A 13,376-nucleotide genomic window follows, 5' to 3' on the forward strand; every position below is an offset into this window, starting at 1 on the left:
CCTAGAAGTCCACCGAGGCGGACAGCATGAAGGTGCGGGGAATGCCTTGCGAGATCGTGCCGTACGACGCCACGCCCGACCAGTAGGCGCGGTTGGTGGCGTTCACCAGCGTGCCGCGGAAGGTGGTCGCGCGCCCGGCGATGCGGGTCGTGTAGCGCGCACCGACGTCCAGCGTGGTCCAGGCCGGAATCGACTGCGTGTTGGCCTGGTTGACGTACGCCTTGCTGGTGTAAGTCAGGCTGCTGTTCAGCGCAAGGCCGCTGACGCCCGGAACGTCCCAGTCGGCGCTCAGGTTGGCCATGGCCGTGGGCACGCCCACGGGGCGGTTGCCCAGCGTGGTGCGACTGTTGGTCCTGGTGAGCTTGCCGTCCAGCAGCGTGAGGCCGCCGGTCAGGCGCAGGCCCTTCACGGGCTCGCCGAACACATTGAACTCGAGCCCGCGGTTGCGCTGCTCGCTGTCGGCCGCGTAGACGGTGCCGGTGAGCTGGCCGCTGGGCTTGGTGACCTGGAACGCGCTCACCGTGGCCATCGTGCCGCCGAGATCGAACTTCGCGCCGACCTCGTACTGCTTCGACTTGTAGGGCGAGAAGATCTCGCCCGCGTTCGACGCCGTGTTGGGGGCGGTGTCACCCTTGCTCAGGCCTTCGATGTAGTTGGCGTAGATCGACACGTTCTGCAACGGCTTGAAGACCACGCCGGCCATCGGCGTGACCGCGCTCTGGTCGTAGCGCGCGGTCACGGCGCCGGTGTTCGCGCTGAAGTTGTTCGACTCCACGCGCTGATGGCGCAGGCCCAGCGTGAGCTGCAGGCGATCGTCGAAGGCGCTGAGCGTGTCGGCCAGCGCCACGCCCGACAGGCGAGAGGCCGAGACCTTCGGCGCGCGCAGCGGCTCGGCGATGTTCTGGTAGGGCCGGTCGATGGGCGCGTAGATGTTGGTCAGCATCGCCTTGCCGGTGTTGTTGGCCAGCCCCACGCGGTCTTCGTAGCTGCTGACCTGGAAACTCACCGCGTGCTTGATCGCGCCGGTTTCGAAGTGCCCGCGCAGGCCGGTGTCCAGCGTATGCCGGTCGACCTTGAACTTGTAGTTCGTAGGCGTGGAGGTCGTGAGGCCCAAGCCGTCGAGCAAGGTGGGCGTCTGGTCGGACAGGCGTGCGATGCTGACCGTCGAGCCGCCGGCATTGGCGAACAGGGTGATCTTGTCGCTCAGGTCGTATTCGGCGCGCAGCAGCGCGGACTGGCCGTCCGATTTCCACCAGCCCCAGGGCTGCGAGATGTTGCGCCGGCCGTCGGGCGCGTCGGGCACCTGGATGCCGGAGGCCACGAGGTAGGGACGCGTCGGCGCATCGACATTCTCGACCTGCGAGAGGAAGTCGAACGAGGCCCGCAGGCGCTCGCCCTGGTAGTCGAGCGACAGGGCCCCGATGTCGGTGCGCGATTTCTGGTTGTCCAGCGGCGTGTCGCCTTCGCGGTGCACGCCGTTGAAGCGCACGCCCCATTCGCGGCCGGCGCCGAAGCGCCGGCTCAGGTCGACATGCTGGCCCAGCTGTGAGCCGCTGCCGTAGTCGAGCGAGACCCGGCTCAGGTCTTCGGGCAGCGCACGCTTGGGCACGAGGTTGATGACGCCGCCCACGCCGCCGTTGGGCGACATGCCGTAGAGCAGCGCGGCCGGTCCCTTCACGACCTCGATGCGCTCGGCGTATTCGGTGAACACGTGGTAGTTGGGCGCCACGCCGTAGACGCCGTCGAAAGCCACCTCGCTGAGGTTGCCTTCGCCGATCGGCAGGCCGCGAATGTAGAAGGAGTCGGTGACGCCGCCGAGCTGGCCGGTGAAGCGCACCGAGGAGTCCTTGTTGAGCACTTCGGGCAGCGAGGCGGCCTGCCGGTTCGTCATTGCCTCCGACGTGAAGCTGCTGGTGCTGAACGGCGAGCTCATGATGTCCGCGTTGCCGAGCAGGCCGAGCCGGCCGCCGCGCGCCATCTGGCCGCCCGCGTAGGGCCGCGGCAGTTCGCCCGGCAGCTGCTCGGCGGCCGTGACGGTGATCGTCGGAAGAACGGCCGAATCGCCGGCCTTCGGCGCGGGTGAGGCACGCAGCGAATAGCCGCCGTTGCCGGCCTCGATCAGTTCATAACCGGAATCGCGCAGCAGCCGCGCAAAGCCTTCCTGCACCGTGAAGCTGCCGCGCAGGCCGGGGCTGCGAATGGCGGCCAGCGGCGTCGGGTCGAACGACAGCGGCACGCCCGCCAGGCCCGCGAACTGCGCCAGTGCGTTGCCGAGCGGACCGGGCTCGATGGCGTAGCTGCGCGTGACGCTCGCGCTGGAAGGCTCGGCGGCATGTACCACGGAGAGCGGCGCGACCACCGCGAGCCCCAGGCCGGCCAGGGTCCACTGCAGCGAGAGCGCGATGCCGATCGGCATGCGCATCGAGGGGAACGCGCTGTGGGAACGACGGGAGACATCCTCGCGCGAGCGGGGGAACAGGCCGGAGACCATCAAGAAAATCCTTTCGCAGATGAACGCTTTGGGTGGCGCACTGAAGCGCCTTCACCCGGTACACCGTACGAAACGAAAAAAGGTATCACCCCCGACGAGAAAAAAATCAGCGCGGCTCGATGGCGACCCAGTAGCGCGTCATCGTCGAGATGCGCACCGGCAAGGTTTTCTGCAGCAGTTGCAGGCTGGCGTCCGTGTCCTTGAGCGGGAACGCGCCCGAGACCCGCAGGCTCGCCACGCCGGGGTGGCAACGCAGCACGCCCGCGCGGTAGCGGCCGAGCTCCGCGGCAAACTCGTCCAGCCGCATGTCGCTTGCGACGAGCATGCCCTGCTCCCAGAGCGCGGCGGTCGGCGACGCCGTGTGCGGGGGCTCGATGGCCGTGGCGCTGAACAGCGCCTGCTCGCCCGGCCGCAGCACGAGTGACTGTTCGGCCTGCTCGGGCTGGATGCGCACCCCGCCTTCGAACAGCGTGACGCGCGTGCCTTCGTCCTGCGTGCCGACCGAGAAGCGCGTGCCGAGTGCGCGCACGGTGCCTTGCGCGGTCTGCACGATGAAGGGCCGCTCGACCGGCGAGGGATCGTCGTGCGACGTGGTGAGGAGGATTTCGCCGTGGCGCAGGCGCAAGCGGCGCTCGGTGCCGGTGAACGCCACATCGACCGCGCTGGACGTGTTGAGCACGAGCCGGGTGCCGTCGGCCAGCGTGATCGTCTTCTGTTCGCCGGCGGCGGTGCGCAGGTCGGCATTCCAGCCCGCGAGCCAGGTGCCGACGGCGGGGTCTCGCCACGCGAGCCAGGCGACCGGCGCGGCCAGGGCCGCGACGCCCAGCGCGCGCATCGCCTGGCGACGTCCCGGCTTGGCCAGCCGCTGCATGGTCTGGCGGCCGATGGCCTTGGGCACGATCTCGAAGGTGCCCATCACGGCCTCCGCGCGCTTCCAGGCTTCGGCGTGGGCGGTGCTGCGGGTGCGCCACTGCTCGAGCTGGCGCAGCGATTGCGCCGTCATCTCGCCCGACTGCAGCCGGACCATCCAGTCGGCCGCTTCCTCGAGCAGTTCGCCGGGCGCGACGGCGTTCGTCATCGGCTCATGCGGCCGCGAGGCAGGCCGCGAAAGCCCGGCGCATGTGGCGCTTCACGGTGATCAGCGAGGCATCGTGCTGCTTCGCGATCTCGGCGTAGGTCAGGCCGTCGAACTGGGCGAGGAAGAAGATGTCCCGGGTCTTCTCGGGCAGGTCGCGCAGCATGGCCTCGATGCGCTGCAGGGCCTGGAGGACCAGCAGGCAGGTTTCGGGCGAAGGCGCGACGTCGGCGGGCATGGCCGCCAGGCTGTCGAGATAGGCGCGCTCCACGTCCTGGCGGCGCCAGTGGTCGACGACCAGGCCCTTGGCGATGTGCGTCAGCAGTGCACGCGGCTCGCTTCGCAGCGCCGCGAGCTTCTGCCCGATCAGCACGCGGACGAAGGTGTCCTGCGCCAGGTCGGCCGCGTCGCAGCCGTTGCCCAGCTTCTTGCGCAACCACGTGTGCAGCCAGCCATGGTGATTGCTGTAGAGCGCATGAAGCTCCGCGGAAAAAGAAGGTTCGGCAACAGACACGAAGGGGTTCCGGGACGGGGGCGAAAGCGAGAAACGAAAGTAAACGATTCTCATTTTAGCGGCCCATCCTTCGTTCGCGGCCAAGGTGTCGGCACAGCGCCACGCTCGGGCGGCGACCCTGCGCGCTCGTCCATGCCCCTTTGTTGCGTCGACTGATTCTTGCGATCTCAGGGTAAAACCCTACGCGCAAACGTTTGCGCAAACGTTTGCTTGTTTGAAATAATCGCGCTCAACGACGACAAGACAAATCTTTCCAGGGAGGAAAAACATGCTGAAGTCCATCCATCCACTGCTCAACGCCGACGTGCTGTATGCCCTGCGCGCCATGGGCCATGGCGACGAACTGGTGCTGTGCGACGCCAATTTCCCAGCCGACTCGGTCGCGCGCCAGACCGTGCTGGGCCGGCTGCTGCGCATCGACGGCGTGGGCACCACCGAGGCGGCGCGCGCCATCCTCTCGGTGCTGCCGCTGGACAACGCGGTGGACGCCCCGGCGCAGCGCATGGAGATCATGGGCGCGCCCGGCGAGATTGCGCCGGTGCAGCAGGAGATGCAACGCGAGATCGACGCAGCCGAAGGCCGCTCGCGCCCGCTGGGCTCCATCGAACGCTTTGCCTTCTACGAGGCCGCGCGCCGCGCCTACTGCGTGATCGCCACCGGCGAGCGCCGTTTCTACGGCTGCTTCATCTTCAAAAAAGGCGTGCTCGCGCCCGCCAAGGCCTGATCCCATGCCCGTCGTCTGCGCGCAGCAGCGCGGCGTAGCCGTGCTCGGCATCTTCGTGGCCGACCTCACGTTCGCCAAGGCCGTTGCAGCCTGACGCCCACCCCACAAGAAACAAGTCGAAGGACAGCACCATGAAACTCAAGCTTTCAGACCCCGAACTCAACTTCCTGGTCGGCATCAACATCGTGATCCTCGTGGTCGCGACGGTGCTCTCCAGGGGCGACTTTCTCGACGTCTACAACTTCCAGTCGATGGGCGGCCAACTGCCCGAACTGGGCCTGCTGGCCATGGGCGTGGCGCTGTCGATGATCTCGGGCAACGGCGGCATCGACCTGTCGGGCGTGGCCCTGGCCAACCTGGCCGGGGTGGTGGCCGCCACGCTCGCGCCGCAACTGGCGTCGCCCGATGCGGCCCCCCTGCTCTACACCGGCTGGTTCGCGGTCATCGCGCTGGCCACGGGACTTGCCGGCGGGCTGCTCAACGGCGTGCTCATCGCGCGCGCCGGCCTCACGCCCATTCTCTGCACGCTGGGCACGCAACTGCTCTACACCGGCTTCGCCGTGGTGCTCACGGGCGGCACCAGCCTGCGCGTGGGCGATGCCGAAGCACTCGCGGCCATCGGCAACGAGACGGTGCTGGGCGTGCCGATTCCGTTCGTGATCTTCGCGGCGATGCTGCTGGGCACCGGCTGGCTGCTGAAGCAGAGCCCCTTCGGCATCCGCCTGTTCCTGCTCGGCACCAACGCCAAGGCCGCGCGCTACGCGGGCATCTCGCAGGCCCGCATGCTGGTCGCGACCTACGCGCTGTGCGGCGTGCTGGCCGCCACGGCCGGCGTGATCATCGCGGCCCGCACGGCCAGCGTGAAGTCGGACTACGGCACCTCCTACCTGCTGATCGCCATCCTCATCACCGTGATGGCCGGCGTGCGGCCGCAAGGCGGCTACGGGCGCATGGTGTGCCTGTTCTTCTCGGCCGTGGCGCTGCAACTGCTGTCGAGCACCTTCAACCTGCTGGGCATTTCCAACTTCTTCCGCGATTGCGCCTGGGGCCTGCTGTTGCTGTTCTTCCTGGCATTCGCCCGCTTCAGCCTGCGCGATCTGCGCGCCTTTCTTTCCGCTTCGCACAACGCGGGCGCGCCGTCCCGCAAATGACCAAGCACCGCCGCGCCAGCGCCCTCCTGGCGCGTCGTCGACAACCCCGAGGGCAAGGAGACAACCAATGCTGAAGAAGACAACAGGAATCGCCTGCGCCGCCGCACTGACCGCCGCGGCCTTCGCCCCGGCGCTGCATGCCCAGGGCAAGCCGCAGGACATCGTGACCGTGGTGAAGATCACCGGCATCAGCTGGTTCAACCGCATGGAAGCGGGCGTGAAGGAATTCGGCGCCAACACACCGGGCGTGGCCGCGCGCCAGATCGGCCCGGCCCAGGCCGACGCCGCGCAGCAGCAGCGCCTGGTCGAGGACCTGGTGGCCCGGAAGGTCGACGCGATCGCCCTCGTTCCCATCGACCCGCCCACGCTGGAGCCCGTGCTCAAGCGCGCCATGGCGCGCGGCATCAAGATCGTGACGCACGAAGCCGACAACCAGAAGAGCACCATGGCCGACATCGAGGCCTTCGACAACACCGCCTACGGCGCGCGCCTCAACGAACGCCTGGCCGCCTGCATGGGCCAGCAGGGCAAATGGACCTCGCTGGTCGGTTCGCTGGGCAGCCAGTCGCACGTGCAATGGGCAGACGGCGGCGCCGAGAACGCCAAAAAGTACCCCAGGATGCAATTGGTCGACGCCAAGAACGAGTCGCTCAACGACGCCGAGAAGGCTTACGGCAAGGCCAAGGAAATGCTGCGCAAGCACCCCGACCTGAAGGGCTTCCAGGGTTCGTCGTCGCTCGACGTGCTGGGCATCGGCCGCGCGGTGGAAGAAGCCGGCCTGCAGGGCAAGATCTGCGTGTACGGCACGGGCCTGCCGAGCGAGGCGGCCAAGTTCCTGGAGTCGGGCGCGGTCGGCGGCATCGCCTTCTGGGACCCGAAGGACGCGGGCCTGGCCATGAACAAGGCGGCCAAGATGCTGCTGGACGGCAAGACCATCGCCGACGGCGCCGACCTGGGCGTGCCGGGCTACAACAAGGTCTCGGTCAGGAAGGGGCCGGGCGCGGGCGTCGTCGTCACGGGCCAGGCCTGGATCGAGGTCGACAAGAAGAACTACAAGCAGTACGCGTTCTGAGCCCGGGAATGCCATGACCCTCACAGCGCCCCTCACGCAGGCCCCCGCCGGAACGCCGGCCGCAGGCCGCGTCTTTCTCGAGCTGCAGGATGTGCACAAGCGCTTCGCGGGCGTGCACGCGCTGCGCGGCATCGACCTCACGATCGAAGCCGGCGAGATCTATCACCTGCTCGGCGAGAACGGCTGCGGCAAGAGCACGCTCATCAAGATCATCTCGGGCGCGCAGCCCCCGAGCCAGGGGCGCATCGTGATCGATGGCCGCCCGCACGCGTCGCTGTCGCCGCTGAAGGCGCTCACGCTCGGCATCGAGACGGTCTACCAGGACCTGTCGCTGCTGCCGAACATGAGCGTGGCCGAGAACGTCGCGCTCAGCGAGCAGCTGGTGCAAACCGGCGGCAAGCTGGCGCGGCATTTCGACCGCCAGGCGGTGGCCGCCACGGCCGTGCGGGCGCTGGAAACGGTGAAGCTGCCGGCTGACGCGGCCTTTCTCGCGCGGCGCGTGGACGAACTCCCCATCGCCACGCGACAACTCATTGCCATTGCGCGCGCCGTGGCCACGCGCGCGCGCATGGTCATCATGGACGAGCCCACCACCTCGCTCACGCAGAAGGAGGTCGACAACCTCGTGCACGTGGTCGAGGCGCTGCGCGCGCAGGGCGTGGCCGTGCTGTTCGTGAGCCACAAGCTCGACGAGTGCATCGCCATGGGCGGCCAGGCCATCGTGTTCCGTGACGGCAGCAAGGTGGCGCAGGGTCCGATCAAGGACTTCACCAAGGTCCAGATCGGGCACTGGATGACCGGCAAGCAGCTCGACGGCGCGCGCTATCGCCTCAGGGAACGCGGCACGCAGGCGCTGCTGCACGTCGAAGGGCTGGGCCGCGGCGCGCAGTTCAGCGATGTGGACTTCACACTGCACAAGGGCGAGATCCTGGGCATCACCGGGCTGCTCGACTCGGGTCGCAACGAACTGGCGCTGGCCCTGGCCGGCGTGCAGGCCGCGGACCACGGGCGCGTCGCGCTCGACGGCCGGCAGATCACGTTGAAGACGCCGACGGACGGCATTCGCCAGGGCATCGGCTACGTGCCCGAAGACCGCCTGAGCGAAGGCCTGTTCCTGGACAAGCCGATCCGCGACAACATCGTCACGGCCGTGCTCGACCGCCTGCGCGGGCGCTTCGGCGCGCTCGACGCCGGGCAATGCCAGGCACTGGCCGAGCGCACCGTGAGCGACCTGCAGATCGCCACGCCCGACGTCGACCGCCCCGTGCAGTCGCTCTCGGGCGGCAACCAGCAGCGCGTGCTGATCGGCCGCTGGCTCGCCATCGGCCCGCGCGTGCTCATCCTGCACGGCCCCACCGTGGGCGTGGACGTGGGCTCGAAGGACACCATCTACCGCATCGTGCAGCGGCTGGCCGAACAGGGCCTCAGCGTCATCCTGGTGAGCGACGACCTGCAGGAGCTGCTGCAGAACTGCGACCGCATCCTGCTGATGCGCAAGGGCCGCATCGCCCACGACTTCGACGCGCAAGGCCTGGCCGAGAGCGAGCTCTACCGCGCCTTGATCTCCGACACACCCACGCCCACCGAGGCCCAGGCCCTCTCATGAACGTCTCCACCCTTCAAGCGCGCCCGGCCGCGGCGCCCACCCTGCCCCGCGCTTCCCTGCGCGAGTGGCTCGCGCAGCGCCCTTCGGCCTTCACGCTGGCACTGATCGTGCTGGTGTGCCTGGCGGTCGGCGCCATCAACCCGAGCTTCTTCCAGTTGCCGGTGCTGTTCGACATCGTGCGCGCCTGCACCGTGCTCGGCCTGTTCGCGCTGGGCGTGCTGATCGTGCTGGCCGCCGGCGGCATCGACGTGTCGTTCGCGGCCATTGCCGCGCTCACGATGTACAGCATCACCAAGCTGGTTCTGAACTACTTCCCGGACGCCCACATCGCCGTGCTGCTGGTGGCCGGCGCGGCCAGCGGCGCGGTGCTGGGCGTGCTCAACGGACTGCTCGTGCATTGGCTGAAGGCGCCCTCGCTCATCGTGACCATCGGAACGCAGTACCTGTACCGCGGCATCCTGCTGACCTTCGTGGGCACGGTGTTCTTCATGAACGTGCCCGCGCCGATGGACGCCTTCGGCAAGCTCGCGCTCTGGCGCTTCGACACGCCGCAGGGCCTGCACGTGGTGCTGCCCGCCACCGTGCTGGTGCTGGCCGGCGCGGCGGTGCTGACCTGGTGGCTGCTGAACCGCACGCTCATCGGCCGCGCGGTGTATGCCATTGGCGGCAGCCTCACGATCGCGGAACGGCTGGGCTACAACCTGCGCACCGTGCACGTCTTCGTGTTCGCCTATGCGGGCTTGCTGTCGGGGCTGGCGGGCATCGTGCATGTGTCGAGCACCCGGCTGGCGAACCCGTTCGACCTGGTGGGCAACGAGCTGGACGTGATCGCGGCCGTGATCCTGGGTGGCGCGCGCATCACCGGCGGCAGCGGCACCGTGGGCGGCACGCTGCTGGGCGTGGTGCTGGTCACGCTGATCAACAGCGTGCTCATTCTTGCGGGCGTGCCGAGCACCTGGCAGAAGGTGATCATCGGCGGCTTCATTCTGGTGGCGGGAACCTGCTTTGCCATGCGCAAGCGCGGCTGAACGACGACGATGCTCCAGCAACAACAGACAAGACCCCCGATCGCGATCGCAACTGCGCGCGGGGCCATGTACGAACACGACACGCTGCGCGCTCCCGAGCCGGGATCGGAGCTCGCGCCGCGCAGCCTGGTGCGCTGCACGACGCACGGCGCCCCCTCGCCGCAAGAGCGCTGGCACTACCACGACGACTACGAGCTTCATCTCATCGTGGCGACCCGCGGCAAGGCCTACATCGGCGACGACATCTCGAATTTCGGGCCGGGTTCTCTGGTCCTCATCGGACCGCAGGTGCCGCACAACTTCGTGTCCTTCGACCTGCCCGCGCAGGGCGTCGAGGTGCGCAGCCTCACCATCCAGTTCAAGGACGAAAGCCTGCGCAAGGCAACGGATCTGTTTCCCGAGCTCCACGACGCGATGCAGTTCCTGAACCGTGCGGGGCGCGGCATCGAATTTCTCGACGTCGGCGAGGACGTCCGGCGCCGCATTCATCGCGTCCGGGCCCTGTCGGGCCTGGCACGCTTCACGGAGTTCGCCGCGCTTCTGAACGAACTGGCGAAATGGCCTTCGTGCCGGTCGCTCTCGTCGATCGAGAGCCGCGAGCAAGTCGAGCGCAGAACAACGCGCGACGCCGCCCAGCACCAGCAACGGATCGAGAAAGCGCTCGCGCACATCCATGAACACTGCGCGCTCGGCCTGTCCCTGGAAAGCGTGAGCACGCATGCCGGCATGACCCGCTCGGCCTTCTCGCGGTTCTTCAAGCTTGCCACCGGTCATACGTTCACCGAATTCGTGACGCGCGTGCGCATCACCGAGGCCTGCCGGCTGCTGCGCGAAGGCCGGCACGCCGTCTCCAGCATCTGCTACCTGGTCGGGTTCAACAACGTGTCGAACTTCAACCGCCACTTTCGACGGATCAAGGGCGTGACGCCCAGCGAATTCCGCAACGACACAGCGTACCGCCGAACCGTGCAATGAGCGGCGGCGGTGGGGTCCGTCGCTAAGACGAAGAGATCGTCGGGGCTTCCTGCCGCCCGGAGTGTCACGAGACACGTTGCTTTGCAACAACAGCGCTCAGGGTCGCGGAGGCATTCGTCTAGCAGTACGATCCAAAGGTTTACTTTCAAGCCCGCAAAAGGAGCCTCGATGGCTGGACAACCGCAAACCCCGCCGCGTGGCACGACATCGCTGGACCGCACGCTGGAAAAAAGCGAACAGGTGGCCGCCGATGTGCAGCGGGCCTCCGACAACCTGGCCGTGGTGAACACGGTGCTCGAACAGGAGCTGCCCGACGAAGTACAGGTCGGTGAAGTGGCGCAAGCCATCGAACACACGAGCCAGCTCGAGGAAAAGCTGGCCAAGTCCGCGAAGAAGCTGGCCGAGGTCAACGCGGCCCTGAGTGAAGAGATCGAGAAGCGGCTCGAGGTGACGGCCGAACGCGACGAGAGCCAGGCGCTGGCCGAGAAGCTCAAGGCCAGGATCCGCGCGGAAAACGCCGACTGACCCTCCGCATCGTCGCGCTCCGCTCCCGCCGTCCGTATCCCTTCTCCTACGCTGCGGCGCGTCCGGCACGCTACGCTATTGGTTCTCAAAGCGAAACCACGGCATGGCCTCATCACGTTCCTCGTCGAGGACAACAAGACCATCAGGGACAACCTGGTCCCTGCACTCGAGGACCTGGTCAACGGCCATGTGGTCGGCTTCGCCGAAACCGAATCGGATGCGCTCGCGTGGATCGCGGCGCACCCCGACGACTGGCAGCTCCTGATCGTCGACCTGTTCCTCAAGGAAGGCTCCGGCCTCGGCGTGCTGGCCGGCTGCAAGACGCGCAAGCCGGGGCAGCGCGTCGTGGTGCTGAGCAACTACGTCACCGCCGACATCCGCGCACGCTGCGGAGCCCTGGGCGCCGACGCCGTGTTCGACAAGTCGCGCGACCTCGACGCCTTCATCGAGTACTGCAACACCGACCGCCCCTCGGGCCTTGCGCCGCTCTGAACCACCGCTGAAGCGCGCATGAAAAAAGGGCCCGAAGGCCCTTTCTCTTTGGCGCAAAGTGCGCGCAGTTGCCGAAGCGAATCAGCGCACCACGCGATCTGCGTGCGTGCGCCGCCCTTGTAGGTGTACAGCGTCAGCGCGCCGTTCTTGATGTCGCCCTTTTCGTCGAAGGCGATCGGGCCGGTCACACCCTTGTATTGCACCTTGCCGACTTCAGGCAGGTACTTGGCGGGGTCCGAGGAACCGGCCTTGACCATGGCTTCGGCCAGCACGTTGACCGCGTCGTACACGTACGGTGCATAGATCTGCACTTCGACGCCGTTCTTGGTCTTGAACTTGGCCTTGAAGTCTTCCAGCGGCTGCTTGAAGTCGCCGTCCACGCCGCCGGCTTCGGCGCACACCACCATGTCTTCGCCGATGGCATCGCCAGCCAGCTTCGGCAGTTCGCCGGTGCACAGGCCGTCGCCGCCCATGAACTTGACGTTCAGGCCGAGTTGCTTGACTTGCTTGAGCATCGGGCCGCCGACGGCGTCCATGCCGCCGAAGAACAGAACGTCGGGCTTGGAGGCCTTCAGCTTGGTCAGGATGGCGTTGAAGTCGGTCGACTTGTCGGTGGTGAATTCGTGGCCCACGATGGTGGCGCCAGCGGCCTTGGCCGACTTCTCGAATTCTTCGGCAACGCCCTGGCCGTAGGCCGTGCGGTCGTCGATCACGGCAATGTTCTTGCCCTTGAGCGTTTCGACGGCGTACTTGCCCAGCGTGCCGCCGAGTTGCGTGTCGTCGGCCACCACGCGGAACGTGGTCTTGAAGCCTTGGCGCGTGTACTTCGGGTTCGTGGCCGAAGGCGAGATCTGCGGAATGCCGGCGTCGCTGTACAGCTTCGAGGCGGGGATGGTGGTGCCCGAGTTCAGGTGGCCGACCACGCCGTTGACCTTTTCGTCCACGAGCTTCTGGGCCACTGCGGTGCCTTGCTTCGGATCGCCGGCGTCGTCTTCGGCGACCAGCTCGAACTTGGCGGTCTTGTCACCGATCTTCAGGCCCTTGGCGTTCAGGTCCTCGATGGCCATCTTCGCGCCCATTTCGTTGTCCTTGCCGAGGTGGGCAATGGGACCGCTGGTAGGTGCCACGTGACCGATCTTGACGACCAGCGTTTCTCCGGCAGGTGCGGGTGCAGCTGCAGCCGGAGCCGCGGCGGTCGGTGCTGGAGCGGGAGCAGCAGCTTCTTCTTTCTTGCCGCAAGCCACGAGCGTGATTGCAGCCAGCGCGACCGCAGTCCATTTCAATTGCATGAGAACCTCCAGAACTTGGATAAAAGAATAAAAAACCGGTCGTGTGATCCGGGCTGCTAGACCTCGCAAGTTTCGCGCCGCAGACCAGCGGCACCCTCACGCCCTTCCGACCTGCGGCGCAGTTTAGCCGGGAATTTATGCGCCGGAAGCTGGCGTAGACCCTGTGTTTTCGCTGAGTTCGGCGGCCATTGCCTCGATCACCAACGCACGCAGAACGGCTTCGATTTCATTGCGCAAACGCGGCACCATTGCGTCGAGTTGATGCTGAACGGCAGCTGACACGGTGTCGCTCAAACGCTCTTCCAGAGACAGGTCGACGCGCTGCAGAACACGGTGCAGAAGCTGCTCTTCGAGGCTGACGATTTCGGCCTGCGACAACTGCGCCGCGGGCGGCAGTGCCATGGTGCTCGCCGGGTCGGGCGCGGCGGCCGGCG

12 protein-coding genes and 1 pseudogene are annotated in these 13,376 nt (G+C 67.2%); 8 read left to right on the forward strand and 5 right to left on the reverse strand.

The window, feature by feature from the left end:
• Position 1: 1 nt before the first annotated feature.
• The 3 genes from BMG07_RS00260 to BMG07_RS00270 all read right to left on the reverse strand — a co-directional run bounded on the left by BMG07_RS00260 (position 2) and on the right by BMG07_RS00270 (position 4,080).
• A complete protein-coding gene (locus tag BMG07_RS00260) occupies positions 2-2,422 on the reverse strand; it encodes a TonB-dependent receptor (protein WP_269758479.1) in 2,421 nt (806 codons plus the stop codon).
• Between the two features lie 175 nt (positions 2,423-2,597).
• Positions 2,598-3,569 (reverse strand): FecR domain-containing protein, encoded by a 972-nt coding sequence (locus tag BMG07_RS00265; protein WP_198082678.1) that lies wholly within the window; start codon positions 3,567-3,569, stop codon positions 2,598-2,600.
• Between the two features lie 4 nt (positions 3,570-3,573).
• Positions 3,574-4,080, reverse strand: coding sequence for a sigma-70 family RNA polymerase sigma factor (locus BMG07_RS00270; RefSeq protein WP_307866814.1), 507 nt, complete (start codon positions 4,078-4,080; stop codon positions 3,574-3,576).
• A gap of 268 nt (positions 4,081-4,348) precedes the next feature.
• Here BMG07_RS00270 and BMG07_RS00275 point away from each other — a divergent pair, with 268 nt between their 5' ends.
• The 8 genes from BMG07_RS00275 to BMG07_RS00310 all read left to right on the forward strand — a co-directional run bounded on the left by BMG07_RS00275 (position 4,349) and on the right by BMG07_RS00310 (position 11,653).
• The gene (locus BMG07_RS00275; protein ID WP_198082680.1) at positions 4,349-4,804 is read left to right on the forward strand and encodes an RbsD/FucU family protein; all 456 of its coding nucleotides are present in this window, start codon (positions 4,349-4,351) and stop codon (positions 4,802-4,804) included.
• 131 nt (positions 4,805-4,935) lie between these two features.
• Positions 4,936-5,955 (forward strand): ABC transporter permease, encoded by a 1,020-nt coding sequence (locus BMG07_RS00280; RefSeq protein ID WP_198082681.1) that lies wholly within the window; start codon positions 4,936-4,938, stop codon positions 5,953-5,955.
• A 67-nt stretch (positions 5,956-6,022) separates the two neighbouring features.
• On the forward strand, positions 6,023-7,027 hold the full coding sequence (locus BMG07_RS00285; RefSeq protein WP_198082682.1) for a substrate-binding domain-containing protein: 1,005 nt from the start codon (positions 6,023-6,025) through the stop codon (positions 7,025-7,027).
• Positions 7,028-7,040: 13 nt separating this feature from the next.
• Positions 7,041-8,633: a sugar ABC transporter ATP-binding protein gene (locus BMG07_RS00290; RefSeq protein WP_198082683.1), complete on the forward strand. Its 1,593-nt coding sequence runs from the start codon at positions 7,041-7,043 to the stop codon at positions 8,631-8,633.
• Positions 8,630-9,661, forward strand: coding sequence for an ABC transporter permease (locus tag BMG07_RS00295; RefSeq protein ID WP_198082684.1), 1,032 nt, complete (start codon positions 8,630-8,632; stop codon positions 9,659-9,661). The genes BMG07_RS00290 and BMG07_RS00295 overlap by 4 nt, the downstream gene beginning before the upstream one ends.
• A 66-nt stretch (positions 9,662-9,727) precedes the next feature.
• Positions 9,728-10,636 (forward strand): AraC family transcriptional regulator, encoded by a 909-nt coding sequence (locus BMG07_RS00300; protein ID WP_198082685.1) that lies wholly within the window; start codon positions 9,728-9,730, stop codon positions 10,634-10,636.
• A 168-nt stretch (positions 10,637-10,804) separates the two neighbouring features.
• Positions 10,805-11,161, forward strand: a complete 357-nt coding sequence (locus tag BMG07_RS00305; RefSeq protein ID WP_198082686.1) for a hypothetical protein — start codon at positions 10,805-10,807, stop codon at positions 11,159-11,161.
• A 78-nt stretch (positions 11,162-11,239) separates the two neighbouring features.
• Positions 11,240-11,653, forward strand: a complete 414-nt coding sequence (locus tag BMG07_RS00310) for a response regulator (RefSeq protein ID WP_198082687.1) — start codon at positions 11,240-11,242, stop codon at positions 11,651-11,653.
• A 92-nt stretch (positions 11,654-11,745) separates the two neighbouring features.
• Here the strand turns inward: BMG07_RS00310 and BMG07_RS00315 are convergent.
• Positions 11,746-12,942: pseudogene (locus BMG07_RS00315) on the reverse strand (branched-chain amino acid ABC transporter substrate-binding protein); the annotation flags it as partial.
• Positions 12,943-13,077: 135 nt separating this feature from the next.
• Positions 13,078-13,344 (reverse strand): hypothetical protein, encoded by a 267-nt coding sequence (locus BMG07_RS00320; RefSeq protein ID WP_269758480.1) that lies wholly within the window; start codon positions 13,342-13,344, stop codon positions 13,078-13,080.
• Positions 13,345-13,376: the final 32 nt, after the last annotated feature.

The organism is Variovorax sp. E3, from assembly GCF_016082275.1.
GTDB lineage: Bacteria > Pseudomonadota > Gammaproteobacteria > Burkholderiales > Burkholderiaceae_C > Variovorax.

What these genes read in the sequence shown, in the direction of transcription:
- BMG07_RS00300 (WP_198082685.1), top strand. Translation starts at nt 9,728, where the DNA reads ATGTACGAACACGACACGCTGCGCGCTCCCGAGCCGGGATCGGAGCTC.
- BMG07_RS00285 (WP_198082682.1), top strand. Translation starts at nt 6,023, where the DNA reads ATGCTGAAGAAGACAACAGGAATCGCCTGCGCCGCCGCACTGACCGCC.
- BMG07_RS00295 (WP_198082684.1), top strand. Translation starts at nt 8,630, where the DNA reads ATGAACGTCTCCACCCTTCAAGCGCGCCCGGCCGCGGCGCCCACCCTG.
- BMG07_RS00265 (WP_198082678.1), bottom strand. Translation starts at nt 3,569, where the DNA reads ATGACGAACGCCGTCGCGCCCGGCGAACTGCTCGAGGAAGCGGCCGAC.
- BMG07_RS00290 (WP_198082683.1), top strand. Translation starts at nt 7,041, where the DNA reads ATGACCCTCACAGCGCCCCTCACGCAGGCCCCCGCCGGAACGCCGGCC.
- BMG07_RS00275 (WP_198082680.1), top strand. Translation starts at nt 4,349, where the DNA reads ATGCTGAAGTCCATCCATCCACTGCTCAACGCCGACGTGCTGTATGCC.
- BMG07_RS00320 (WP_269758480.1), bottom strand. Translation starts at nt 13,344, where the DNA reads ATGGCACTGCCGCCCGCGGCGCAGTTGTCGCAGGCCGAAATCGTCAGC.
- BMG07_RS00260 (WP_269758479.1), bottom strand. Translation starts at nt 2,422, where the DNA reads ATGCGCATGCCGATCGGCATCGCGCTCTCGCTGCAGTGGACCCTGGCC.
- BMG07_RS00305 (WP_198082686.1), top strand. Translation starts at nt 10,805, where the DNA reads ATGGCTGGACAACCGCAAACCCCGCCGCGTGGCACGACATCGCTGGAC.
- BMG07_RS00280 (WP_198082681.1), top strand. Translation starts at nt 4,936, where the DNA reads ATGAAACTCAAGCTTTCAGACCCCGAACTCAACTTCCTGGTCGGCATC.